The sequence below is a fragment of the Maricaulis sp. genome (assembly GCF_030149425.1).
Classification (GTDB): domain Bacteria; phylum Pseudomonadota; class Alphaproteobacteria; order Caulobacterales; family Maricaulaceae; genus Maricaulis.
In genome coordinates this window covers 1-23856 of sequence record NZ_JASBRQ010000058.1, presented here as the reverse complement: position 1 = coordinate 23856, position 23856 = coordinate 1, and the positions used below count along the sequence as shown (strand labels likewise).

The window sequence follows — 23856 nt, the reverse complement described above, 5'->3', positions numbered from 1 at the left end:
CATTGACCCGCTGAGGTTGGCGCGGCAGGGTCTCGTCCATGACGCTGCCGCGCTGGATCCTCTGGGCCGTGAGCCCTCTGCTTGTGGTTCTTCTGGGCCTGTCCGGCTGTGCCGTCGGCAATGCCACCGGCTGGACCATGCCGAAGCGCTCGCTGGATGCGCAGGTGGCGCTGATCGAGCCGAGCACCCGGGTCTATCTGCCGGAAAACACAACTGAACCCGTCCCAGCCCTGATCATGTTTCATGGCTGCGGCGGTCTGCGGCAATTGCAGGATGACTATGCGGCCGTCGCGCTTGAGGCGGGATATGCGGTACTCAATGTGGGCTCCAATGAAGCCCGCGGTATCGGCCGTTTAGGCGCCATGACCCAGGTTTGTACGGCGCAGCGCCTGTGGGGACAGGAGCGCGCCGCCGATGTGCGGGCCGCGATCGCCCTGGCAGCGCAGTATCCGGGAATTGATAGCGACCGGCTGGCCCTGATCGGCTGGAGCCATGGCGGCTGGACCATACTGGATGCGCTCAGCTTCAGCGCCGAAAACCGCGCCGCACCCGCCCTGACCGGAACCGCTCCCGGTCTGCCGGGCGTCCGGCTGGCAATCGCCTTTTATCCCTATTGTGGTGTCTTGAGCCGCCATGACAGCAAGGGCCTGCCGGACACTATTCCGGTTCACGCCATCCTGTCCGGCTCCGACCAGGTGGTGCCGACGCAGGCCTGTGTGGATGTGCTCGATCGCGCCCGGTCAGCCGGGCAGCCGGTGGATTACGAGGTCTGGGACGGGTTGAGCCACGCTTTTGACGAGCCCAACCCGCCCAATGATCCGCGCATCCGTTATGACGCAGAGGCGGCAGCACGGGCACACGCCCATGTCACCGCCCTGCTTGACCGCTATCTTGACGCCGCTGCGGGCCCGGAGACCTAGCCTTCCGGCTCGGCCACGGCCGCCATCTCGCCCAGCTGGGTGGAAGCGATCGCCAGTTTGGACAAGGTCCAACCCCCGGAACTGTCGAGCTGGCGCTGGACCATGTCGACGCGGCCGGCCTCTTCTTCATTGACCGTATTCCAGGCCTCCACCAGGGCATCCGCCCAATCGCGATCCGGGTTTTCAACCCCGGCCGCCAGCGATCCGCCCGCTTGCAGGGCAAAGCGCATGGCCGAGGCGGTGCAGGCCTGCTGGCTGGCATAGAAGTCTTCCATCAGGCGGCGCACGGCGAGACGATCCCAGTGATGCTCCGATACCACTTCCTGACCCTTGCCGCGCAGACGGTCAAAGCGGAAGCGGGCGCCGATGGCATGATAGAGATAAGCAGTCGAAGCCAACGGCCAGTCACTGGTCAGCGCCATGTCGATGACATCGGTCGAGGATGTCAGTGGCCGCAGCTCGGCCACGGCCTGGGCGAGATCTTCCGGTGCGCCGGCCTCGACAAAAGCGTCGCGGCGAGACGCCACCCCGGCCCGTTCATGCTCGGAGATGATCTCATGCACCATTGACCGCAATTGCTGCACCCCCGGCCGGTAGGCATCGATCACGGTGGAGATCGGCTCCGGCTTGGACGGGTTGTGATTGCGGTTGCGGCGGACAATCCAGTAGGTCTGGCGGCGCAGCAGGCGGATGATCTCTTCATGCAGCTGCATCTGCACCGAAGCCGGAGCCATATTGTCCAGCTTGTTGATGCGGTCCGTCAGTTCGGCATAGCCGAAGATCTGACGGCCGGCCTCAAAGGCCCGGGCAATGGACGGCACCGTTGCCGTGGTTGAATCGATGGCGCGGTGGATAAAGGTCGGGCCACCCAGATTGATCATCTCATTGGCCAGAATGGTGGAGATGATCTCCCGCTTCAGCCGGTGCCCCTGCATGTTGTCGGCAAACTTGTGCAGCGCGTCCGGGAAGTAGTTCACCAGCATGTCGGTGAAATGCGGATCATCCGGCACATCACAGGCGACGAGCTGATCGAACAGGGTGATCTTGGCGTAGGACAACAGCACCGCTAGCTCGGGCCGTGTCAGGCCGGAGCCACGCTCCTTGAGGGCGCGCACCGCCTCGCTATTGGGCAGGAATTCCACCTCACGATCGAGCAGGCCCTGTTCCTCGAGCCGGCTCATGAAGCGCTCATGCGCGTCGAGGTCGGCCTCAGCCGTCCGCTCAGCCAGGGTCAGGGCGAGGGTCTGCTCGTAATTATGCTTGAGCACGTTGTCGGCGACATTGTCGGTCATCGACTCCAGCAGCTCATCGCGGGCATCCCGGGCCATCTCGCCACCGCGCACCATCGGGCGCAGCAGGATCTTGATATTGACCTCATGGTCAGAACTGTCGACGCCGGCGGAATTGTCGACGAAGTCGGCATTGGCGCGGCCGCCATGCTTGCAGAACTCGATACGCGCTTCCTGGGTAAAGCCCAGATTGGCGCCCTCGCCGATGACCTGCGCGCCGACCGCGTCGGCATTGATCCGCAAGGCGTCATTGGTCTTGTCGCCGACTTCCCAATGCTGCTCATGGGTGGCTTTGACGTAAGTCCCAATGCCGCCGAACCAGAGCAGTTCCGACTTTGATTTCAACAGCGCCGTAATCAGCTCGGTGGGGCTGACCGCATCGGCGGTCAAACCCGTCAGGGCCTGGATTTCCGGGGTAAGCGTAATCGCCTTGGAGGCCCGCGGGAAAATGCCGCCGCCCTTTGAAATCAGGGATTTGTCATAATCCTGCCAGGAGGACCGGCCGAGATCGAACAAGCGCTTGCGCTCATCCCAGAGCCGTTCCGGGTCAGCCGGGTCGGGGTCAATGAAAATGTCCCGGTGGTCAAAGGCCGCGACCAGCCGGATCTGTTTCGACAACAACATGCCATTGCCGAAAACATCGCCGGACATGTCACCGACACCAATGACGGTGAAGGGCTCGCTCTGGATATCCTTGCCGAGCTCGCGGAAATGCCGCTTCACCGACTCCCAGGCGCCGCGCGCCGTGATGCCCATTTTCTTGTGGTCATAGCCCGCTGAACCACCCGACGCGAAAGCATCGCCAAGCCAGAAGTCGAACTCGTCCTCGGCCAGACCGTTGGCAGTATCGGAGAAGGTTGCCGTGCCTTTGTCGGCCGCGACCACAAGATACGGGTCCTCGGCATCCCAGGCGACGGTGTCGGAGGGGCGGATGACGTTATCGTCAACAATGTTGTCGGTGAGATCGAGCAGGCCACGGATAAAGGTCTTGTAGGCCTCGCGTCCGGCCTCGAAGACCTCGTCGCGCGAGCCGCCCCGTGGCAGCATTTTGGGATAGAATCCGCCCTTCGACCCGACCGGGACGATAACGGCGTTCTTGACCTGCTGCGCCTTGACCAAGCCGAGCACCTCGGTCCGGAAATCGTCGCGCCGGTCCGACCAGCGCAGACCGCCGCGGGCGACCGGGCCGAAACGGATGTGGACACCTTCCACATCGGGCGCCCAGACGAAAATCTCGCGATAGGGCTTGGGCAAGGGCAATTCTTCCAGCTGCTCGCTGGCAATCTTGATCGAGATCCGCGCCTTGGGCTGACCATCGGCATCGCGCTGGTAGAAATTGGTACGCAGCGTGGCTTCGATGAGGTGGAAGATGCGCCGCAAGGCCCGGTCGTGATCCAAGCTGGGCACCGCATCGAGCGCCTCGCGCAGGGTCTGGCTGGTATCCTCGACGGCCTGCTGGCGTTCCGCCTGATCGGCAAAGGCAGCCGGGTCGAACTTGACCCGGGCCAGTTCAAGCAGGCCACGGGCAATCTCGGGATAGGTCGCCAGCGCTTCTTCCTGGATCGCCTGCGACGGGTCGAGGCCGGTTTGCTGGCGGTAACGTGCGCAGGTCCGCAGGAAAGCGGCTTCACGATAATCCACGCCGATCTCGACGATCAGCCGGTTGAAACCGTCATCCTCGGCCCGGCGTTCGGCCATGGCGAGCAGGGCTTCTTCAACCACCGGCCCGATCTCGGCCAGATCACGGCCGCGGATGGCATCGGATTTCATCTCGAAGTCATGCACATAAGCGCGGTCGTTCGAGCCGCCACCTTCGCTCCGGCGGTCAACCGGGAAGCCGGTCTCCTGGACCACGACAAGGCCCAGATTCTCCAGCACCGGCATGACGCGCGACAGCGAGACCGGTTTTTCAATACGGTAGATTTTCAGACGCAGCTCGTGATCGCCATCGTCGGGCTCACGATACACCCGCACGGCAACCTGCTGCGGGTTATCCAGCGACTCGATCTTGAGCACGTCGGCGAGCGCTTCTTCCGGGTCATAGAGCTCGCGGTAGCCGGCCTTGAAGGCGCCATCATAGGCGCGGGCGCGCAAGCGGACCTTTTCCGGTGCATTGCGACGCACATGGGTTTCGAAATCGTCTTCCCAGGTGCGGGCGAGACGAGCGACGCGGCGCTCAAGCTCTTCGGTGTCCGGCTCGGGGTGATCAAACGGGTTGAGGCCGATGATGAAGTGCACCCGGGCCAGCGGGCTGTCGCCGAATTGCGGATAATAGGCGGACAGGCGGCCGTCAAAAGCATCACGGATCAGTTCGCCAGCCTGTTCACGCACTTTCGAATTATAGCGGTCGCGCGGGACATAGAGCAGGGCCGACACGAAACGGTCGAACTGGTCGCGGCGGATGAACAGCTTGGTCCGCGGCCGGTCGTGCAGGTGAAGCACGCCGAGGCTGACCTCCAGCAGGTCATCCTCATCGGTCTGGAACAGCTCGTCGCGCGGGTAGTTCTCGACCGTATTGCGCAGTTTCTTGGCATTGTGCGTGCCCGGCGTCTTGCCGGCACGTTCAAGCACGCGGCGCACCTTGCGGCGGATCAGCGGCACAGCGCTGGCGCTCTGGTCATAGGCTTCCGCGGTAAACAGGCCGACGAAACGGGCCTCACCGATAACGGCGCCATCCTCGCGATAACGTTTGACGCCGATATAATCCATGTAAACGCGGCGGTGGACGCGCGATTTCATGTTCGCCTTGGCGACGATGAGCGGTGTCGGCTCACGTAGGAAAGTCTCGATTGCCGGGGTCAGCACCGCCGGCTCGGAACCCTTGCGCAGAACGTGGCGATCAGGATCGCGCAGCACGCCCCGGCCGGTCTCCTCGCGCACACGCGGGTGGCGGTCGGCCATGGAGCCGTCATCATTGACCTCAAAGTCGTAGACGCGGCAGCCCAGGAAAGCGAAATGGTCGTCGCGCAGCCAACGCAAGAATTCCAGCGATTCCTGCAACTCTTCCTGTGCGGTCCGGGTGGTGGCGTTTTGCAGGTGCGCGATGGCTTCATCCATCTGCGCCCGCATATCCGTCCAGTCCTCTACCGCAACGCGGACATCGTCGAGCGTCGCGGAAACACCTTCGATCAGGGTGCGCTGGGACAGCTCGTCGAGCGGCGGCAAATGCACCTGGATCATCGATTCCGGCAAGATCCGGCCACCACTGTCCACGCGCTCGCCGTCATTGCTGCGGCGGCCCTGCACGATGGGGTGGAACATGGCGATGATGTCATGCCCCTGAGCCCCGATCTCCGCCATCACACTGTCGACGATGAAGGGCCGGTCGCGGCCGACAATCTCGAGAATGGAGCGCGGCATTTCGGTGCCGTCAATGCGCGTCGCCGGGCGCATGCGCACCAGGATGTCATCGCCCGGGCGTCGCTTGCCGAATTCCCAGAAGTCCAGCGCCAGCGCCGCCAGATCCTCGACGGACACGCGCTCAAGGTCTTCCGACAGGGCGTCGTCGAAAATCTGCGAGAAGAAGGAATTTCCTATCTCCCCGCATTCGGCGCCATAGCGCTCTTGCCAGCGCCTGCGCGCGGCCTCCATGAACTCCGCTCGCGAGTAAGCGTGCGCAACTCCGACGACCGCCCCCATGGCACCATGCTCCTAGAGATATTGGATCCTGTCGCGACCCTAGACCTGTTTTCGGCAGGCGCAAGCATGCGTGGCCGCAAATAATGCAATCCAGCTATGACTTTGCGCCGCACAATTTTGTGCGCTGCAGCAAAGACTTCCGTGAAAAACCGCAGAAAAGCTGGGGCGGCACCGCCGGGTAGGGACAGGGGAACCCGGCGGTGCCTGGCAGACCTCAATCGGCAGGCTGGGGGGACGCACGTTAGAGGCCTGTTCGAGGTGCCGAACCCGGACGGCAGGACTTGGGGGGGAGGGGTTCAAGCCGCCCGGGTTCGTGACCTATTAGCTTATGTAGAGACTGGTTGGCTGAATCCAAGACCAGGTCGCGATAACTCCGGTCATAATCAATCCGGCAATCGCTACAGAGATAAATCGCGCCATTATTCTTTCCTCGCATTTGGCACGCGGCGGGCGCGTCGTCCGTCGCTGAGACCCATATGGGCATGCGGGCAGAGGATTACACCCCAACTCATGTCACAGCTGCGTGAGGCGTTCGCGAGCACGCCCAATAATGAACCCGCACGCGAGAGGCATGCGGGTTCACCGGTTTTGGAATAAGCACTGCCGTGAGAACGGCAGGGCGGAAGCATATTCGTGCAGGTCGCGAGGTCAGGCGCCTAGTGATGGCGCGGCGAGGCCGGACCGGAAGCCGGTGTGATCGGGATCTCGCTGGTCGCCACCCGCGCCCGGCGAACACCGAGGCGGATGATCTCCATCAGGTATTTCAGGTCTTCGGCATCGAAATCCAGCGCAGTGATCTCGCGGTGCGCCTGATCGAGCGCCTGTTCCGCGCGCGCCAGCCGGTCTCGGTCACTGCCCGGCTTCACCCCAACCCGGATCGTATCGGTTTCATTTTTGTCAGCCATTATCCCAGCCCCATTTGTTTCTTTGCGATTGATGCTTCGGCCTGAATCCAGTCCCGCTTCACTGCATCCCACGGCGTGATGCGGGTCAGACGGCCGATCAGTTCGAGCGCCACTTCGGTGACGTTCGAGGTGGTTTGAGCCCCCAGCGGAGACGTGCCGACGGCTTCAGGGATGACCGTCAGGCGCTGTCCGCGCGCGACGGAATCAAAAACGGTTGCAAGCACGGAGAACGGTGCCGAAAAACCGACCAGGAAGACCGGCCCGGCGCCCTGTCGCTGGACCAATGGTTCGAAATCCCGGTCGGAATAGGCCGACAAGGCAGAGCGGACGAAAACCGGCTCGCGCGCCAGCGGCTTGAGTGCCGGGATCGGTGCGGCCGGCAGCAGACGGATCGGGTTGAGCGTCGCCGGGGCCTGAAACTGGCTATGCATTACGCTCCAGCCGCAATGGCGGGCTGTCGACAAAAGCCGGGTAATGCGCTCAACAACAGCCTGTTGCGACGGATCGACCGCCTCGCCGCGCTCGCACTGACAATCCAGCAGGATCAGGGTCGGTCTCATGCCGCGGCCTCCTTTTCGCGCTGCAGGCGCTCGAGGGAGCGGTCGAAGGGCCCCGGTTCGTCCCAGGCGCCATCAGGACGGATCAGCATCATCGGATCGGTCTCTGCGGTGATGGCGTTTTCCGGCGGCTCCACGATACGTTCGATCTCGACATATTCGTAGTCGGAGAAGGCGAAGGCCGGACGGTCCTTGCGCACGCGGAAACCATGCGTCCGCCAGTATTTGACGCGATCGAGCTGGGCATGGCCGAGAACCCGCTTGTATCCGCGGCGGCCGGAATAGCGCAGGGCTTCCTGCATCAGGACGCGCATCACACCGTGTTTGCGAAACGGTTCGAGCACAGCCGCCCGTTCCACCTTGGCGAAGTCCGCAAACCAGCGCAGGCGCAACACGCCCACCGGTTCCGGCCCGATCCAGGCAATCAAGTGAGAGGCGGCGGCAAAGTCATTGCCGTCATACTCTTCGGTATAAGGCGCGAGCTGTTCACCAAGATAGATCACGCCGCGCAGGGTCATGGCCATAACCACATGGTCGAGCGTGCGGGCTACGGTGACCCTCACGTCTGAATTTCCGGGAGCAGTCATACACTTACCTCCTGTTCCGGTGTGGTGGGTTGGTCCGCAAGCCGCATCGCGCCAAGACGGCGGGCAATGCCTGCGGGGAAGCGGGTCGAGGCCCAGAGCGGCGCACTGCCGTCCGGACTGCCCAGCGATTCAAAGCGGAGACGTTTCATCAGCGCCTGGCCCTGGAGGCTGCGGGCGCGCGCGTAGACGCGGACGTCGGAATAAAAGTGATACCAGCCGGCGAGCAGACCGCGCAGGGCAGCGACCTGGGCCAGCGGGGTGCGCCCGGCCATGCCCCAGGACAAGAGCGCGGCGGCGCGCTCATCCAGCCCGCACACCCACTCACGGCGGGCATTGGCGAAGCCGAAACGGCCATCGAGAATGGCGTCCCGCCCCGCTGAGCTCAGCGGAATGGAAGCCAGCAAGGCGTCCGGCCGGCCCTTCTTGTATCGCAGGTGCAAGGAACGCCCGGTCCAGCGCTGAACCCGGGCGATGGATTCAATATCGGCGATCTCGCCATCGATCAGCTCATCGGCGAGCGTGTGAAACGGTTCAACTGCGTCAGCATTAACCGGTTCAAACCCGTATTTACCAAGAACACGATCCAGAGTTTGGACCGGAAATTGAATAAACCGGGTTGTTTGATTAGAGTGGACTACTGAGTCGACCATCGGACAACGCTCTCTGCGACATGTCCAATGGTTAACAGCTCGGCGTCTGGGCAGCCTGAGTGAAGTTGGAATAGTGGATAGTCAGCAAACAACCATCGACCTGAGACGCAATGTCTTCGACTGGGAAGACTTGCAGATTTTTCATGCGGTTGCGACCACCGGCTCGATGAGCGCGGCGGCCAATGTGCTCGGCTGCCAGCAGCCGACCGTGTCAAAACGCATGCGGCAACTGGAAAGCCGCCTGGGTGCACAACTTATTGTGCGGCGCGCCGATGGCGTCAGCCTGACCGAGGCCGGCGAAGTCGCATTGGATTATGCGCGCACCATGCAGCGCTCGGCACAACAACTGGAATCCCGTGTCGCCGGTAGCGACAAGTCGGCCACGGGAGAAGTAAGACTACAGGCCTCGGACGGGCTGGCGACGTATTGGCTGTCGCGGCACATCCCGCGTTTCATGCGGGTACACCCGGGTATCGACCTGACTTTGAACGGGTCCCCGAACGGTACACCCTTCGGTCGCGCGCCGGATCTTTCCATCACCTTCCTGCCGGAAAAGGACATGGATGCGCGCACGGATGCGCTCGGTTCGCTTCACTTCATGCCGTTCGCATCGCGCGAATTTATTAATACATATGGCGCGCCGCAGTCGGCCCATGAAGCGCTCAACCTACGATTTCTCAAGCTCCAGCAGTATGATCGGGACCTTGAGTTGTGGGGTGACCGGGTCGAAGCCGTCGACTCGTACATAAACTATAACTTTCGTACGGACATAAGTTCGGTGTTGTTCGAAACGATGCGTCATGGCGGTGGTATCGCTATGGCGCCGACTTATTTGGCAGCACTGTATCCCGACGAACTCGTCATTCTTGACTATGATTTCAAGCAAGATGTCCGGTTCTGGCTCAAGTATATGCCGGAAAGCCATAGAGTTGGTCGAATAAAGTGCGTGGGTGACTGGATTAACGAAATCTTCGAACGTAAGAACAATCCTTGGTTCAGAGACGAGTTCTGTCACCCGAGTGAATTCAGCGACATAGAAGTCATAAGACCACAAAAGTGAGGATGACATGAGTGCTAGAGGCCCGACCAGTATCGACCAGCATGTGGGCGCTCGTCTGCGTTTGCGTCGCAGCATGCTCGATATGAGCCAGTCCGAACTGGGCGAGAAGCTGGGCGTTACCTTCCAGCAGGTTCAGAAATATGAGCGCGGTACCAACCGTATCGGCGCCAGCCGTCTGTTCCATGTCGCCAAAGTGATGGAAGTGCCTGTCGCTTATTTCTTCGAAGGTCTCGACGAGAGCGGCGATTCCGAGCTCAAGGGTTCGGAGAGCGATACACTCTATGATTTCATCGCCAGCCCGGACGGTCTCGCCCTGGCCTCGGCCTTTTCCGGCATCAAGGACCAGACGGTCCGCCGCCGGGTGATCGACCTGCTGCGCTCCCTGTCCGAATAGCGCCTGCGATCACGACACCAGAAAAAGCCGCGGAGCGTCATGCTCTGCGGCTTTTTTCTTGGGCCCACGAAATCACCCTAATCGGGTCGCATTCGCGTCCTCTTCGCGCCGCACTCGGCTGACAAACTGGCAGGGTGGCAAGAAGAGGAGACCTGCAATGCGACGCGCCAAACGGGATGCCAAAACCCCGACGCCGCTTTATGCGCTCGTCGATCTGGTCCATCCGCAGTTCCAACTGCGTGAAATGGATAAGCAGGCCCGGCGCGACCGCCCGGCCCAGAAGCTCGACCGGACACCCTTCTAGGATCACGGCAAACGTACGCACAAGGCGCTTGCAGGACAGGCGTCCATGTCTCTTTTGAATGTTCTGGGAAGAGAATGGAGCGGGTGAGAAGATTCCAATAAATCACTATAATTAATACCTATTTTCTGCTATAATCACCTACACAAAACCTACACAGATACGAAAAATCAGGTGTTTATGTCGAAAATCTGCACAGATTCTACACAGAGGAGAGAAAAAATATGAGCTTTCTCCTCGACAAAGAGCAGATCAAACCCGGCCTCATCATCTTCCGGCGTGGAGATGTAGCGCACAAAAACTTCTACTGTCGCATTCGCATTCAGGACGAAGATCGCTACAAAACAATCGCTCTAAATACCGCTGACAGGCAAACCGCTCGCGATCGGGCGATGGACGAAGACGCGGACATTCGCTTCCGCGTGAAGCATGAAGTTCCAGTGTTCAATCGTCCCTTCTCGCAGGTCGCGGAAGAATATGCACAAACACAAGAACGCCGCGCAAACGGCGGTGAGATTAGCCAGGCGCGCGCAAAAAACGTCAGAAACAAGGTCGAAGGTCCCCTCGACAAATATCTCGGCACCACACAGATTCACCTTGTGAAACAAAGGCACTGGTCCGAATATCCGCTTTGGCGCAGGGAAAATGGGCAGGGGCGCGGCAACAGGCCAATCAGCGATGCGACTATCCGTATCGAGATGAGCATCCTTTCAGCCATTGTGAAATATGCGATTGGCAAACGCTACGTACCGGCCGGTCACGCGTTCGAGGGCATGCCGAAACTCAAAACCAACCGTCGTGACGAATTTACGCTGGAGGAATACCGCAAGCTTCACACAAAGGGGCGAGCATGGATGAAGGAAGCAACGACACCACAAGGAAGTTGGTATCGTGCTGTCTGTTATAATTTCATCCTTATCATGGCCAACACAGGCATGCGGCCGGCAGAAGCGAAAAACCTACGCTGGCGGGACATAACGGATGCCAAGGATAAAGACGGTCAAAGCATTCTGGTCATTTATGTGCGCGGCAAAGGAAAAACACGAAAGCTGATCGCCGCGGCGAGCTTAAGGAAATACCTTGATCGCATTCGCGATCTATCGGAAGCCACCGAACCAAACGACCCTGTCTTCACCATCATCAATGGGAAGCCTGCAAAATACCTCTACAAAGACACGGTCGACGACCTTCTGAATTACGCCGAACTGCGCGAGGGTCCGAGCGGAATTCCGCGGACGACCTATTGTCTGCGCCATACCTACGCCACGCTCCGGCTCTCCGCTGGTGTAGATGTCTACATTCTCGCGCAGCAGATGGGCACATCGGTCAAGATGATCGAGCAGCATTATGGTCACGTAAACACCATCAAGTATGCCGACCGCGTGTTAATGGGGATCGGCGGATGGGACGCAATGCATGCGGAACTTAGCGCCGAGAGCGACGCGCTGGAGTATCAAGCAAAACAGGGCATAAAGGCCCGCTCTTCAAAACGCAAAAACGCATCGAAATAAGGCCGAGCTCGGTCGCGAATGCACCAGTTTTTAGCGTTACCGAAAACACAAAGCGCCGCAAGCGCTCCTCGTTTGTGGATTCGGCGGGCGATGATTTAGGAAAAGGCGTGAAGAGCCTCAAACGGCCCTAGATCTCGCTCCTTTCAAGCCACGCAAGGCACACCGCTGGTGTTACCACTATTGTTCGGGTGGTGCAGAAATCTCTATCCCCTGATTGAATTATCACATTACAGGGAGGAGATGGTTCGAGTCCGACCACGCGCACCATCTCATTTCGGATTAAAGCCCGCGTTGTGCCTCGCCCCAAACTCCGAGGTGCTGTGTCCCATATTGAGACCGATCGGCCGGACAGCTAGGAACCAATTCAGACTGTTGTTACGCTACGGCGATGCAATCTGTGATGACAAACCTGAAGCGCTGTTTTTCGATTGGCTACGGTCTGGCTTGGCAGCATTGGGACTTGTGGACGTGGCGCCTATCGGAGCGGGTTCGGGCGCACGGCCCGATCATTCTGGGCTTGATAATTGTCGCGCTAATGTTGGCGACGGCTTCCATCGTGCAACGCAATGAAGTGGAGCTTGCGAGTTGGCTTGCGACAGGCACCCGTGAAGAGGTTTTGTTTGATCTATCACAAGCCGTAGGAACTACGCTGGTCGGAGCCACAGCAATTGTTTTCTCACTCGTGCTCTTCGCCTTGCAGGTCAATGTAGAGCGATTGCCGCATGGACTGTTTAGATGGCTCAGTCGCGATCCCTCGCTACTTATGGCGTTTCTGGCTTCAATGCTTCTTGCGTTGGCGATTGCGATATCCCCGATTACCCAAGCGGAGATCGAAGCTGCTTGGCTAGTGTGGGGAAATGCCTGGGCTGTTGTGATTACTCTAGTCCTCTATCTCTTCGCCTATAATCGCGCGCTCGCGCTCATCAATCCCGCACGGCAAATTGGATCCCTGGTTGCTCGTACCCAGCGAGTAATGCGCACCTGGGGGCGTCGCGCCAGGAGAGCGCGGCCGCTAATTCAATCTAACCTCCAAGCAATGGGGCTCGAGGAAAACGAATTGGCAGGCACTGATTTTGCGCTGTACTCGTATTTCAAGCAAAACGCCCACTGGCTCGATGGGGCACGCCAAGCGCTTCGCTATGTGAGTTCAATGGTTCGTCAAAGCGCGATGGCCGGTGATCACGAGGCGTCAGCGGCGGGGCTTCACGCGATTGTTGCGGTCAACCGCACCTACATCGAATCTAAAGGCCAATCTTTCTTCCCTGATCTCCGTCCGTTCATGATCAACCCCTTCGCCGGTGAAGGGTTTGTAACGGATTCACTGGAACATTTGAGACTAACGGTAGACATTGCGGTTCATAGTCGCGACGAGCAACTACTCACTCAGCTGTTCGGCAGTTTTGCGGGGCTATCGCACCTATATGCGAAGATTGACTATGCGCATGTCGCGGCATCGAAAACCGAGGCGGCGCTGGCCGCCACATACTTAGCTGATGCAGTTGAAACGGCGCTATCAAACAAGTTCATCGACGTCACGATGAACGGCGTGCGCACCATGGGTAAGACGGCGTCGATGATGATTATCGAGGGCGCGCCGAACGACGCCCTCACAGTGATCAAGAAAATCACCGATATCGGTACCGGCGGATTGGTACTCGGTATCAAGGAAGATCTCTACTACGCGGTACCGAAGACGGCCACCGACCAACTCCGCGATCATTTTATTCTCCTGCTTCGGAGTGATCATGCCGATGTAGGATTTGCGCTTCGAGAATTGCGACAGCGATTGCACTCACTGGCATCCATGGTTCTAAAGGTGCCGGGCGGCGAAAGCCTACTTGATCGGCACAGTACCATTTTGGAGTCGTTCTACAGCGTGACTGATCCGCTATCGGCGAGCCAACAGCTTCAGCACTTCATCCAGAACATCGATCGACAGAACGAGGATGATGACGCCAGTAGACGGTTCTTAGGTCATCTTGAGCAGTGGGCTGAGGAGTTGTATCGCGGCCAAAAGGATTTGTTGCTCGAGGCAATAGAAAAGCGGTCACACTTCGCGTTCGATTTAATCGCGTGGCAGTGCGACATTGCAAAACTGTTGCTCGCCGCATCAACCACGCCTTCCTGCGTGCCCTCGCTCGCGGCTGATTTGAGAAAGCACGCACTGTGGCTTGCAAGCACGTCTTCGTGGATACCGACGGATGCCGATACGATCCGATTTGTAGAAGCATATCGGTTGTCGGAACGGCTATTCGATTTAGCCAGGACGGGAGTCGTACTGCAAATTCCTGACGAAGAGATCGAAGCGTTTGAGGCTTTGCTGCTTTCCTGGGCATTTGGAGCGGGGCGTGAACGCAATGGCCAGCGCGTACTAGAGCGTGGAATGTTCGCAATCGCGACGTTAAAATTGATGCGCGAAGATCGCGCGTCCGTTGGATCATTTCTGGCCGCTGAACTAGCGAAGGAAGACGCGCCGGCCGGCGACGAGCTTCTTCGTGCAGCTGCCGGAATTCGAGAGCGAGCGGATACGCTGTGGCGTGAACGGTACTCGCATTCCGACATTGAGCGTGCAATGGAGGCGCAGGACCGAGAAGCTATGGCGGCGTTGCTTCAACAAATCGCGGCCGAATTTGAAACTGCGGCGAACGCGGCCGAAGCTGGGCAAGGCTAACTCAATGATGCCGCTACGACGATTTCGGAAGCTTTTGAACGGAGTTCGCATCGCCTCCGACGGCCTCAAGCCCGCAGAAGCTTACCGATACAATGACAGGCATGGCCGATACCGGCAGGCAGTGGATGCAAAGGCCGAAGGAGCTGTCGATCTAATGGACGCGTTCGCAGGATGACTGAGGCTGAGCTGCCACCGCTCCTCCCCACAATTCATTTCATCATACCGGTGCATGACGACGATCCAGAACACGCATCACTCACACAGGGCTTTGCTCCAAGCCTGCTCGCCAACTCTAACCTAGTCCGTCTGGCAAGCCGCTTCCCCTCTGACATTTTCGAGCGAACGCCCGAAGGTCAAAACGCCTATTTGGCGGTGCGAATGGGCGGAGCCGCGTCAGTGAACTGGTATCCACAGTCGCCTCGCGCCATCAAATCGATGGTAACGCCGCCCTTCGCTCCATTTACTGTGCTGTTGCTTGGCCACGGGCATGACGCTGATGACTATAAAGACTGGATTAAAGGCCACACATTTTCCATCGCGGTGGTGGCCGAGCAGGGCGGCGTGATCAACTACGATGAATTCACGATCGAAGCCCTACAAACTCATTTCCTCAAAATTTGCGATGAATTGGCAGGGCAGGTGAGTTCGGCCGAATTGGCAAACGCACACAACGCCATAGCGAGCTGGGAGCCGCTACCACCACGCGATCTGGGTTATCAACTCAAAGGGCACAACTCAGTGGTTCCGAACTTGATGGCGCTTACGGCTGCGGGTTTTGATGATATGGTTTCAGGCAGGTTTGAGATACCGAAACCGAGCGCTGGCAACGCGCCCTATCTCGACCAAATCGTTCGCTCGGCGATGAGCATACAAGAAGAGCGACGACGGATTGGCGAACGTGAGGCGCATCGCGCATGGCGATGCCCTCCCGACGTGAATCTATATGCTCCTGCTGTTTTCCCGCACTTCTTTAGTCTCTCACCCCCAGGCGAGGTGTTCGCTCCTCAAGGGCGTGCGGCATTCAAAACTGTACAGCGCATGTTGCAGCGGCAAGCTGGTTACAATTTTGAACTCACAGAGGCAAAAGCCAATGCACTGGGGTCGTTCGATAGACCTGACCGTGAAAAGGCGTTCGCTCGACATATCCTGGAAACGCGCGCATTGGAATGCCGTCTTGGTACCGACTGCGTTGGTGCGCTGGCCGCATCGGAAATTTCGGCTGTCCTCCGTTTGCCAAATGACGTGAACCGCACAAGCGGTCAAGTCAGGCAGTTCGCGGCGCATCATCGGGGAGCAAACACCAACGAGCGACGGAGGCACAAAGCTTTCCGACAGATGCAGCACAGAATAACTAAGTCGGTCCCCAAGGAGCTAATGGAGGTCGTGCGTCAGTCTGAGTCTGGCGTTCGCATTATTGCGGATGCGCACCTGGAATGGTGCGAATTGGACGGCCTTCCACTAGCGTTAGCGAAGGACACAAGCCGAATACCGGTCACGCCCGGCAACTTGTTTGTCGAACAGATCGGCCCCAAGGGGCCGTTGCACCTAACACCAAGCGCGTTCTCCGAAATTTTGATTATCAGCGCGCTTCGCAGGGATGATCCAATCCAACCTTACTTCGAACACGCTTTCTCGATTTTCGGAAAGCTGTGGCGAGACAAGATTAGTATTCGGCAGGTCGAAGTCTCTTCCGAGGAAGAGCTAGTCGAGGCGTTGAACAACTACCAAGGCGCTCTGGTCATCTTCGACGGACACGGGTCGCATGCTGAAGGCGATGCGGCTGTTTTGCACTTGATGGATACACCGGTTGATGTATGGCACCTTCAGCAGAAGCTGCAACGGCCACCGCCTATCGTGGTTCTCAGTGCGTGCGATACGCACGCGGCCGATCGCAACCACGCGACAACGGGAAACGGATTTCTGTCGCTTCGTTCGCGCGCCGTACTGTCGAGCGTTTTTCCTTTACACGCAATGCATGCAGCCTCGTTCGCTGCGCGACTTGTCTACCGCATAACGGATTTCTTGCCAGCTGCGTTCAAGAGCTACAAGCGATCACTAACTTGGCTCGAATTCGTCTCGGGCATGCTCCGAATGCAGGCGCTCACGGACTTCCTGCAACTCCTACAACGACGACGCCTCATCAGTGAACCGCAGTATCGGGATATAGGTTTGTACGGCAACCAGGCCATCAACAGCCTCCAACCTGCGCCGTTCGATCTCATCATAGATCAGGCAGCTCAGATGATCGGGCAGGACGAGGCCGCCATTCGCAAGCTCTTCAATATATCGTTGGCTTGTTCTAGTGCGATTAGCTACGTGCATCTTGGGCGCCCGGAAACAATCCTTATCCATCCCGAAAGCGAGGATGCTAACGATGAGCCCCTCACCGCCACTCCCTAAGCGCACGGATCACTTGCGCTGTAGAGGTGAACAAGGCCGCCAAAGCGGTAACCAGCGCGCATACTTCCATCCATGTCATAACTCCTCCGTCTAACCAGCCGCATCATCGCGGTGTGCGAAGGAAACCGCGCCGCATCTGGGTTGCAGCACCTTCAGGCCGCAACAACGAGAAGGAGTGGCCCAGCCACTTGCCGCCAAAGCCGATGACGGCGCGACAAAGCACAAAACCGCTATCGGCTGGACAGAGCGAGAGGAGATTTGGAGGGGCTAAGCTATGCTGCTGGTCTATCCGCCTGGCCTGCCATCTGTTCTACTTCATCGAACATGCGTTTCAGGTGGCCGCGCATGAGCTGTCGCGTATTGCCCGGCAAGTCATCATGGTCGTAGAGCGAGCTTTCCACCGCATCGCGAAGCTGCTGTACAGCGTCTTTGATCTTGATTCCGTTCATTCCGGCATAATTGCCGGCGGAAACCAATGTGACCGCGTACCAAGCGTGTTCCAGCGCCATTAGGCGCGCAAAATCATCTGCATCCCAATCTGAGCTCATCAATCTCTCCATCAATACGTTAGTTGCGTGATGTTCGATTGATTCCGGTGTTCTGAGTTGTGCCGGGGCCCGTTTTCCCCGTGGATTTCCCTCACCACCACATGCGTTCGGCATACGCTCGCTCTTCAGCCCCCATCACCTGCGTATAAACTTGCGTAGATTCCAACCGGCTATGCCCAAGCCAGGTCTTCACCAACGTCAGCGGTGCGCCCTTGGCCAGGGCCTCCACAGCAAAGCCATGCCGCAAGCCCTTCGGGCTGGCATGCACGCCTTCGATGCCCGCGCGCGCCATGATGCGCTTAACCTTTCGCCACGCCGTGCTGCGCGACCATCGCCATATAGGCTCGGCGGAGCTCGTATTGTCCCGTCCGACCATCAACAGCGCCCTCTTCCAGAAGTCCCTTGGCACTGGGACAGCGCGGATATGTATGCGGCCGCGTTTTTTGAGAGTGCGAAACACGACAAACTGTTCTTCTACGTCGATGTGTTGAGGGCAGACAGCCAGCGCCTCGGAAATCCTGCAGCCGCTGTGCAAAAGGAGATTTGCAAACACAGAATCGGCGAGTGGCCCCTCCATTGCCGCATGGAAGAAGCGCTTGCGTTCACTCGATACCAGATATTTCCGTCGTCCCTGGCGGTCAAATAGCGCCCAATTCTCGACCGGCTCCATCGCCGCTCCCAATTTTGCAACACTCACATCAAGAGCGTTGCACGCTCGGGCGCTCACTTTTTCCTGAGGTGATGGATCAGTCGCGTTTTGCGGGTAATTTTCAACCTTCATAAATAACAAGCAAGAATATATTCAACTATATATTTGTATTTATGATACAGTTTTGATGTAAGTGTTTCAACAGTTCATTGTTGGCGTGCCAATATTTTCCATGGAGCGCGTCATGCATCAATACGAAGTCGAGCTAAGCGACGGCTCGAAGCATCTGGTAAACACCCCGCACCATCACGACGATCACCCCCAAGACACCTTTCACGCCCACCTCCTCAATGTGCTCGAAAACGCACTGGGCGGCATCATTGCTGGCGTGGCCATCCGCGTGTTCCGTCACAAGGGCCGCATCAGATGATCGCCCTTCTCCTCGCCGTCACCTTGGCAGCGCAAAGCGCCGCCGAGGCTGAAACCTTGAGCCAAACCTACCTGCGAGGAATGTTAGACGGCATCTCCCATCCCGAAGCGTACGAGCGCGTAGATGACCTCCGCTACACAACAGAGGTGCTGGCGCGGGTGCGAGCAGCGTGTGAGGCAAACCAAACCACGCGGGAAAACTGCCTGGTCGCGGGCGGCATTGAAGGGCGTCGCCGTGAGCTGGCCTTCCGCGCTGCCGGATCACCAGGCGAGGCCGAACGTCTCGCCACGCTGTGCGCCACGCAGCGAGAGGTCGCCGAGCTAGCGCGCGAGGCGGGGCTCGAAGCGCCCCAAATCGCCACTGAATGCGCCAATACACCCAACTGAATCAAATTGTTACAGTTGTGTGAAGATTCAAATTTGTTGCTGAATTCACCCCGCCAAAATCGTATAATGGGAAGGTGAATTCAGACATTACAGGCGCGCCCAGCGCACCCAAATTCGACACGGTTGATCAACTCATCGCAGCCGTGCGAACGGCCATGCACAGCGCCGGTGAAGCATCAGGCGAACTCTCAACCATTCTGGCAGAGCTTGAAGCTGTCAAAGCGGCCGGAGCCGCGCCCTCAGCCGAACTAATTGCAAGCCTTCACAGCCGTATCGAACAGGCGGCCCAGCAGACCGGAGCTGCCGCCCAGCAACACGCCATCCGCCAGGCCGACGCGCGAGCCGCGAACTTCCTCAGCGACACGCAAGGGGAAGTGAACGCCCTGTGGAGCGACGCATCCGAGCGCTACGGCCATCTACTCACCGAAGAAGAACAACGCGCATACCGCGACGCTGCACTCCGCGAGCAACAGGCGCTGGAACACAGCAATACGCTGGCGGCGCTGGATGCCCGCAGCGATCGCCTCACCATCACCCGCGATCTATATGCGCGCGCCGGCGATGCCGATGGTGCTGAGCGCGCCGATGCACTGCTCGATCAAACCCAGGCCCAACAACGAGCGGCTCTCGAAGCGCGTGGGCTTTCAGCAAATGATGCGATCTCGACCGCCGCGTCACACTCCACCGAGCAAGGGGAGCGCGATGTTGCAGCACAGGGGCACACTCTCGATGCCTTCCTCAGCTCCGCCGACCTCGCAACCGACACCATCGCTCTGGACGAATGCGATTCCGAAATCACTTGCCCACCAACACCACCAGCAACTCCAACCGGGCGAGGCCGAGGATGAGTGGGGTGATGCAATCGGTTTCGATTTATTCTGCGCCCGAACCCGGCCGAATTCCTCAACGCCCGGTTAACAGAATCGGACGACAAAGCGACAATGGCTCGCTCCTCCGCTCTCCGCACGACAGGCTTGCCTGTCAGCGCATCGGAACTGGCAGCCGATGCGGATGCTTCCTTTCGGGAAGTATGCAAGGAGCTATCACCTTATCTCTCACCAGATACCGTGTCGGAAATAATGAGCTTTGTAGCTGTCATCGAGCATTTGATGACACTAGACTCGACAGAGCCCAGCATTGTGGACGACGTCGATCGGTGGTCGGTTTCTGCACTAAGCGTGATCTGTCGTTTGGAAGAAATCGATCAGTCGAGTGGTGCGAATTCTCGCCTGCGCGATATACTCGTCGATTCCTACAGAAGATTAAGTACATTTAGAGAGAGGCTGGCCGCGGAAACACACTTTACAGACAAAATCTTGAATGAACGCTTGGACGCATACCTGTCCAATTCCGGCGTCACCCCGTCTGTAGAAGCACGTCAGAAGTTGTTGGAGTCCTTTCCCGAACTGTCTCACGTGGCAGAGCTGCGTCAGCAATATAGAACCAACGAACCAATTGACCGCGCACCGGTGAAATACGGTGGCATCCGCGTCGATGGCGAACCAGAAGCCTTTTTAAAGAAGCACTACGCCGAGGCGATCGAAGAGCGCCGCATTTGGGCGGGGGTGCTAGAGCGGATAGATAATCGCTTGTACTATGCGCTCGTCAAACGGGCCCGACGCGATGAGCATCCGGTCGCAGACTTTTTCGGCTTTTCGCGTGCCGAAATTCTGGAGCGCCGCCGATCAGTGCTTCGGGAGCTTGCTGACACGAACGACGAGGATATTTCGCCATTCTTCTACGCGACCAAAGATCGCATTCAAACTGGGCGTGGTCGATGACCAGTTTATTCGCACCCTTAGGTTATTCTGAATCCTAGGTAAAGGCTCCGGTGAGCTTTCGTTTACCGGTTTATGTTCTTATTGGCACATAAAGCAGCGATCAGTGCCAATGGGGTTCGAAGTGATCAAGTGTAGTAGTTTCTGGGCGATCAGGGCCCACACAACGCAGGACGGTAGCAAGCTGCACGCGTCCCTCCTCGCGAGCAAGTCTCGACGAAGAAGCCACAAACCAACAGGCGCCCAAACGGGCGCCTGATTTCGTTTCAGTTCAACGCAAGCAACGCGGCGCGATCTGCACCGCGAACAGGAGAGGTATGGCAAATGACCGACATCCAAAACCGCGACATCGATTTCGCTAACGAGACGCCAGTCGATGGATCGAATCCATCAACCACCGATGAAGCCAGAGCGTCAGCTCACGCCGAAGCGTATGCGGCGATCCGAGGAGTAGAAGACTTCTCTGATCGCCTAATCCCCATCGGTAAGAACTGGGGCATCGGCGCCGACGCACTAGTCGGGCTCGTGCCTGGTGTGGGTGGGGCTTATTCGCTCGGTGCCGGCGGCGTCATCATCGCCAACGCGATCCGAGCCGGCGTTTCACTCACGACCATTCTCGGGATGGTCGCCATCATCCTTTTCGATGTGATCGTTGGCGCCATCATCGGCATTGGTGATGTGGGGGATGTGTTCATCCGTGGTCACGCCATCGCTGGCCGTATGGCGCGCGACGACATCAAGCGTCTTGGCTACATCCCGCCCGATGAAGAGGCGGACGAGAGCGCCGCCGAGCAAACTGGCCTCCTCCAGAGCAAGTTTGTTCGCGGAGCGTTGATCCTCATCGCCGGCCTTTTCCTTTTCCAACTCATTTCCTGATCAGCCCGAGAAAGGAGGCCAGCCATGGCTTGTCCCAATTGCGGTTCCAAAGACGTGCGCCGCACCGAAGAGCACCTCAATCAAGACGATTACATCTGCAACACCTGTAACCACGAATGGGAGAAGGCGTCACCGAGTACGATGCGTTTCGTCCTAGCATTGGCCGTAGCGGCCCTGACGGGCGGCACGGTCGCGCTGTTCTAGTCGGCCAAAACCCACCAACAGCAACACGCGAGTGACGGTTCACGCCAGGGATGGGCGCAAGCCCAGCCCAACACCCGCCAAATCAAGGAGAACCCCATGTCCTTTTGGAATTGGTACGCCAGCGTCAATGACTCGGTGCGCCACGCTGTCGTTGAGCAAGGCTGGTACGGCCGACAGGTCACACCCGACATCTCGGCGCAAGATTTGGCCCCGTCAGAAACAGAAAAAGAGCCGGAGCCTGAACGGCATTTCGAGCTCTACGATCAGACTTGGGGGCCAGAACCCGACCAAGCCGAGCTCTACGGTGACGCCTCGCTGTCTGCACCGCAAAACGAAGTCGCAACGCCGACAGCCGAGCCGGAAATTGTCGAGCCGTCCCTACCCGAACAATCAATCTAACGGAGACGAGTATGCGTATCTTTGGCCCCAGACCTATCAAACACGCCACACCCTATTGGGCACATCCCGACACGCCCATGCTCCAGCTCGGCAGCGTGACCCTTCGCGCAAGGCATTTATACGAGGGAACGTTCATCACCGGAGGTGTCGGCAGCGGAAAGACCAGCAGCTCAGGAAAAGCGCTACTTCGAGCAACGATACGTGCCGGATGGGGTGCGGTCATGGCAGCAGTGAAGGAAAACGAGGGTGAGCGACTGGCCGAAGAGGTGGGGCGGGAGGGGCGTGATGCCACCGTCATCACCGTCGATGAAACATGTCTGCATCGCATCAATACCCTGAACTATGAACTAGCCACGAACGCCCCTCGGGGGTTTGAGCACAATCTTGTCTCTCTCATCATGCAGATGGCCGAGGACGACGGCATCGCAAACAACCCGTCCGGGGGTGAAAACCCGTTCTTTCAAAAGTCAGCCGCGGAACTGCTCTTCCACAGCATTGCGATCATCATCGCCGCCTACGAACAAATTGACCTGGTTAGCATTCACCGTTTCATCGCTACCGCCCCCACCACCCGAGCAGAAGCAGCCGATCCGCGCTGGCAAAAGGAAAGCTTCTTTTCACAAACCATGCTGCTAGCGGCGCACAAAGCGCGCCACGAAGGTGATGCCTATGCGCAAAAAGCGTTGGAGGAGCATGGCGACTACTGGTTCGACGTATACCCGAAACTGGGGGATAGAACCCGCACCTCGGTAAACGCGACGCTCACCAGCGTCATCCACCCGCTGCTAGCCGGAGTACCCAGAACGCTGCTCAACGGTCAGACGAATTTCGTGCCCGAGCTGTGCAGGGAGGGGGCGATTATTATTCTCGATATCCCGCTGCACAAATTTGGCCGCGCCGCGTTGATGATCCAGCGAATGATCATCTCACAATTCTACACCGCCATGCAGCGCACGCCGATCACCAAAACAACGCGTCCATGCACCCTCTACATGGATGAATATCAGGCGCTGGCATCCCCCACCGACATCGAAGCGCTCGCCACCGCAAGAGCGGCGCGCGTCGCCCCCATATTCATCACCCAGGATATCCCCACCCTCCGATCCGCATTTGCGTCGGTAGATGAACACGCGGCGGACGCGCTGTTAGCCAAAGCGCAGAACAAGTTCTTTCATGCCACCACAGATGTAGAATCGGCACGCTACGCCTCGGCACTGTGCGGAAAGGTAGAGCGTCACAACCACTCGCGCAGTCTTTCACGTTCAAAAAACACTGGCTCCAGCAGCAATCAAGGCGAGGAGGAAGGTGCCTTTGGTGGCGGGCATGGCCGCTCGCTTGGCGAGACGGAGAGCATCAGCACCTATCAGGACGATGCCGTGCCACCCGAAACATTCGCCAATGAGTTACGCACCGGCGGGCCCAAAAACAATTATCGCTGCGACGCCATCCTTGTGCGCAACGGCGCACGCTTCAAATCAACCGGTCGCTACTACGCCAAAGTGGAGTTCTCACAAAAATGATGCAGCTATTCGGACATATCATCTTCATGCTGCGTTGCGGCTTCTACAGCATCAGCCTGCTCATCTACGGAATTCACGCAACGCTGCAATTCGTCACCAAACCAGGATCGCGCATCCTCGTCTTCGGTGTGCTCCACCTCATCCTGTTTGCTGGGCGTTTTGCCATACACCCTTGGCTAACG

23 protein-coding genes are annotated in these 23856 nt (G+C 58.5%); 16 read left to right on the top strand and 7 right to left on the bottom strand.

The genetic code is table 11. From position 1 onward, the window contains the following. The first annotated feature begins 38 nt into the window (after positions 1–38). Entirely contained in the window at positions 39–920 is an 882-nt protein-coding gene (locus Q1V57_RS10035) for a dienelactone hydrolase family protein (RefSeq protein WP_300530173.1), read from the top strand. Here the strand turns inward: Q1V57_RS10035 and Q1V57_RS10030 are convergent. From Q1V57_RS10030 to Q1V57_RS10010, 5 genes are all read right to left on the bottom strand, one after another. Next, positions 917–5800 (bottom strand): NAD-glutamate dehydrogenase, encoded by a 4884-nt coding sequence (locus Q1V57_RS10030; RefSeq protein WP_300530171.1) that lies wholly within the window; start codon positions 5798–5800, stop codon positions 917–919. The two genes, Q1V57_RS10035 and Q1V57_RS10030, sit on opposite strands and share 4 nt — an antisense overlap. Positions 5801–6504: 704 nt before the next feature. Continuing rightward, complete coding sequence (locus Q1V57_RS10025) at positions 6505–6753, bottom strand: hypothetical protein (RefSeq protein WP_300530169.1); 249 nt, start codon at positions 6751–6753, stop codon at positions 6505–6507. After that, complete coding sequence (locus tag Q1V57_RS10020) at positions 6753–7313, bottom strand: isochorismatase family protein (protein WP_300530167.1); 561 nt, start codon at positions 7311–7313, stop codon at positions 6753–6755. The genes Q1V57_RS10025 and Q1V57_RS10020 overlap by 1 nt, the downstream gene beginning before the upstream one ends. Further along, positions 7310–7897, bottom strand: a complete 588-nt coding sequence (locus Q1V57_RS10015) for a GNAT family N-acetyltransferase (RefSeq protein ID WP_300530165.1) — start codon at positions 7895–7897, stop codon at positions 7310–7312. Before Q1V57_RS10015 ends, Q1V57_RS10020 begins: the two co-directional genes overlap by 4 nt. Next, positions 7894–8547 carry a hypothetical protein gene (locus Q1V57_RS10010; RefSeq protein ID WP_300530163.1) on the bottom strand — a complete coding sequence of 218 codons (654 nt, stop codon included), beginning with the start codon at positions 8545–8547 and terminating at the stop codon, positions 7894–7896. Before Q1V57_RS10010 ends, Q1V57_RS10015 begins: the two co-directional genes overlap by 4 nt. 73 nt (positions 8548–8620) lie before the next feature. Between Q1V57_RS10010 and Q1V57_RS10005 the strand changes: the two genes are divergently transcribed. The 6 genes from Q1V57_RS10005 to Q1V57_RS09980 all read left to right on the top strand — a co-directional run bounded on the left by Q1V57_RS10005 (position 8621) and on the right by Q1V57_RS09980 (position 16884). Further along, positions 8621–9607: a LysR family transcriptional regulator gene (locus Q1V57_RS10005; RefSeq protein ID WP_300530162.1), complete on the top strand. Its 987-nt coding sequence runs from the start codon at positions 8621–8623 to the stop codon at positions 9605–9607. 7 nt (positions 9608–9614) lie between these two features. Then, on the top strand, positions 9615–10001 hold the full coding sequence (locus Q1V57_RS10000; RefSeq protein WP_300530161.1) for a helix-turn-helix transcriptional regulator: 387 nt from the start codon (positions 9615–9617) through the stop codon (positions 9999–10001). Positions 10002–10158: 157 nt separating this feature from the next. Beyond that, positions 10159–10305, top strand: coding sequence for a hypothetical protein (locus Q1V57_RS09995; protein ID WP_300530159.1), 147 nt, complete (start codon positions 10159–10161; stop codon positions 10303–10305). Between the two features lie 221 nt (positions 10306–10526). After that, positions 10527–11813: a site-specific integrase gene (locus Q1V57_RS09990; RefSeq protein WP_300530157.1), complete on the top strand. Its 1287-nt coding sequence runs from the start codon at positions 10527–10529 to the stop codon at positions 11811–11813. A 388-nt stretch (positions 11814–12201) separates the two neighbouring features. After that, positions 12202–14484, top strand: coding sequence for a hypothetical protein (locus Q1V57_RS09985; protein ID WP_300530155.1), 2283 nt, complete (start codon positions 12202–12204; stop codon positions 14482–14484). Between the two features lie 171 nt (positions 14485–14655). Further along, positions 14656–16884 (top strand): hypothetical protein, encoded by a 2229-nt coding sequence (locus Q1V57_RS09980; protein ID WP_300530154.1) that lies wholly within the window; start codon positions 14656–14658, stop codon positions 16882–16884. 272 nt (positions 16885–17156) lie between these two features. Here the strand turns inward: Q1V57_RS09980 and Q1V57_RS09975 are convergent, their stop codons facing one another. Together Q1V57_RS09975 and Q1V57_RS09970 are read right to left on the bottom strand one after the other, a co-directional pair. Continuing rightward, positions 17157–17432: a hypothetical protein gene (locus Q1V57_RS09975; RefSeq protein WP_300530152.1), complete on the bottom strand. Its 276-nt coding sequence runs from the start codon at positions 17430–17432 to the stop codon at positions 17157–17159. 91 nt (positions 17433–17523) lie between these two features. Further along, positions 17524–18213, bottom strand: coding sequence for a site-specific integrase (locus Q1V57_RS09970; protein ID WP_300530151.1), 690 nt, complete (start codon positions 18211–18213; stop codon positions 17524–17526). A 112-nt stretch (positions 18214–18325) separates the two neighbouring features. On the opposite strand from Q1V57_RS09970, the gene Q1V57_RS09965 reads away from it, so the two are divergent. The 9 genes from Q1V57_RS09965 to Q1V57_RS09930 form a co-directional block, all read left to right on the top strand. Continuing rightward, positions 18326–18511 (top strand): hypothetical protein, encoded by a 186-nt coding sequence (locus Q1V57_RS09965; protein ID WP_300530149.1) that lies wholly within the window; start codon positions 18326–18328, stop codon positions 18509–18511. Next, positions 18508–18897 carry a hypothetical protein gene (locus Q1V57_RS09960; RefSeq protein WP_300530147.1) on the top strand — a complete coding sequence of 130 codons (390 nt, stop codon included), beginning with the start codon at positions 18508–18510 and terminating at the stop codon, positions 18895–18897. The genes Q1V57_RS09965 and Q1V57_RS09960 overlap by 4 nt, the downstream gene beginning before the upstream one ends. Before the next feature lie 74 nt (positions 18898–18971). Then, the gene (locus Q1V57_RS09955) at positions 18972–19745 is read left to right on the top strand and encodes a hypothetical protein (protein ID WP_300530146.1); all 774 of its coding nucleotides are present in this window, start codon (positions 18972–18974) and stop codon (positions 19743–19745) included. A 93-nt stretch (positions 19746–19838) separates the two neighbouring features. Next, the gene (locus tag Q1V57_RS09950; RefSeq protein ID WP_300530145.1) at positions 19839–20678 is read left to right on the top strand and encodes a hypothetical protein; all 840 of its coding nucleotides are present in this window, start codon (positions 19839–19841) and stop codon (positions 20676–20678) included. Positions 20679–20999: 321 nt separating this feature from the next. Next, a complete protein-coding gene (locus Q1V57_RS09945; RefSeq protein WP_300530143.1) occupies positions 21000–21551 on the top strand; it encodes a DUF4112 domain-containing protein in 552 nt (183 codons plus the stop codon). 24 nt (positions 21552–21575) lie between these two features. After that, positions 21576–21755, top strand: coding sequence for a primase-helicase zinc-binding domain-containing protein (locus Q1V57_RS15910; RefSeq protein WP_366145127.1), 180 nt, complete (start codon positions 21576–21578; stop codon positions 21753–21755). A gap of 96 nt (positions 21756–21851) precedes the next feature. After that, positions 21852–22154, top strand: a complete 303-nt coding sequence (locus tag Q1V57_RS09940; protein WP_300530142.1) for a hypothetical protein — start codon at positions 21852–21854, stop codon at positions 22152–22154. Positions 22155–22165: 11 nt separating this feature from the next. Next, complete coding sequence (locus tag Q1V57_RS09935; protein ID WP_300530140.1) at positions 22166–23674, top strand: type IV secretory system conjugative DNA transfer family protein; 1509 nt, start codon at positions 22166–22168, stop codon at positions 23672–23674. Then, positions 23671–23856 (top strand): hypothetical protein (locus tag Q1V57_RS09930; protein WP_300530138.1); only part of this gene is annotated, 186 nt, incomplete at its 3' end. The genes Q1V57_RS09935 and Q1V57_RS09930, both read left to right, overlap by 4 nt.

Bases quoted from the DNA above. Each gene is read 5' to 3' on its own strand.
- Q1V57_RS10035 (WP_300530173.1), top strand. From the start codon at position 39: ATGACGCTGCCGCGCTGGATCCTCTGGGCCGTGAGCCCTCTGCTTGTG.
- Q1V57_RS10030 (WP_300530171.1), bottom strand. From the start codon at position 5,800: ATGGAGGCCGCGCGCAGGCGCTGGCAAGAGCGCTATGGCGCCGAATGC.
- Q1V57_RS10025 (WP_300530169.1), bottom strand. From the start codon at position 6,753: ATGGCTGACAAAAATGAAACCGATACGATCCGGGTTGGGGTGAAGCCG.
- Q1V57_RS10020 (WP_300530167.1), bottom strand. From the start codon at position 7,313: ATGAGACCGACCCTGATCCTGCTGGATTGTCAGTGCGAGCGCGGCGAG.
- Q1V57_RS10015 (WP_300530165.1), bottom strand. From the start codon at position 7,897: ATGACTGCTCCCGGAAATTCAGACGTGAGGGTCACCGTAGCCCGCACG.
- Q1V57_RS10010 (WP_300530163.1), bottom strand. From the start codon at position 8,547: ATGGTCGACTCAGTAGTCCACTCTAATCAAACAACCCGGTTTATTCAA.
- Q1V57_RS10000 (WP_300530161.1), top strand. From the start codon at position 9,615: ATGAGTGCTAGAGGCCCGACCAGTATCGACCAGCATGTGGGCGCTCGT.
- Q1V57_RS09995 (WP_300530159.1), top strand. From the start codon at position 10,159: ATGCGACGCGCCAAACGGGATGCCAAAACCCCGACGCCGCTTTATGCG.
- Q1V57_RS09990 (WP_300530157.1), top strand. From the start codon at position 10,527: ATGAGCTTTCTCCTCGACAAAGAGCAGATCAAACCCGGCCTCATCATC.
- Q1V57_RS09985 (WP_300530155.1), top strand. From the start codon at position 12,202: ATGCAATCTGTGATGACAAACCTGAAGCGCTGTTTTTCGATTGGCTAC.
- Q1V57_RS09980 (WP_300530154.1), top strand. From the start codon at position 14,656: ATGACTGAGGCTGAGCTGCCACCGCTCCTCCCCACAATTCATTTCATC.
- Q1V57_RS09975 (WP_300530152.1), bottom strand. From the start codon at position 17,432: ATGAGCTCAGATTGGGATGCAGATGATTTTGCGCGCCTAATGGCGCTG.
- Q1V57_RS09970 (WP_300530151.1), bottom strand. From the start codon at position 18,213: ATGAAGGTTGAAAATTACCCGCAAAACGCGACTGATCCATCACCTCAG.
- Q1V57_RS09965 (WP_300530149.1), top strand. From the start codon at position 18,326: ATGCATCAATACGAAGTCGAGCTAAGCGACGGCTCGAAGCATCTGGTA.
- Q1V57_RS09960 (WP_300530147.1), top strand. From the start codon at position 18,508: ATGATCGCCCTTCTCCTCGCCGTCACCTTGGCAGCGCAAAGCGCCGCC.
- Q1V57_RS09950 (WP_300530145.1), top strand. From the start codon at position 19,839: ATGGCTCGCTCCTCCGCTCTCCGCACGACAGGCTTGCCTGTCAGCGCA.
- Q1V57_RS09945 (WP_300530143.1), top strand. From the start codon at position 21,000: ATGACCGACATCCAAAACCGCGACATCGATTTCGCTAACGAGACGCCA.
- Q1V57_RS15910 (WP_366145127.1), top strand. From the start codon at position 21,576: ATGGCTTGTCCCAATTGCGGTTCCAAAGACGTGCGCCGCACCGAAGAG.
- Q1V57_RS09940 (WP_300530142.1), top strand. From the start codon at position 21,852: ATGTCCTTTTGGAATTGGTACGCCAGCGTCAATGACTCGGTGCGCCAC.
- Q1V57_RS09935 (WP_300530140.1), top strand. From the start codon at position 22,166: ATGCGTATCTTTGGCCCCAGACCTATCAAACACGCCACACCCTATTGG.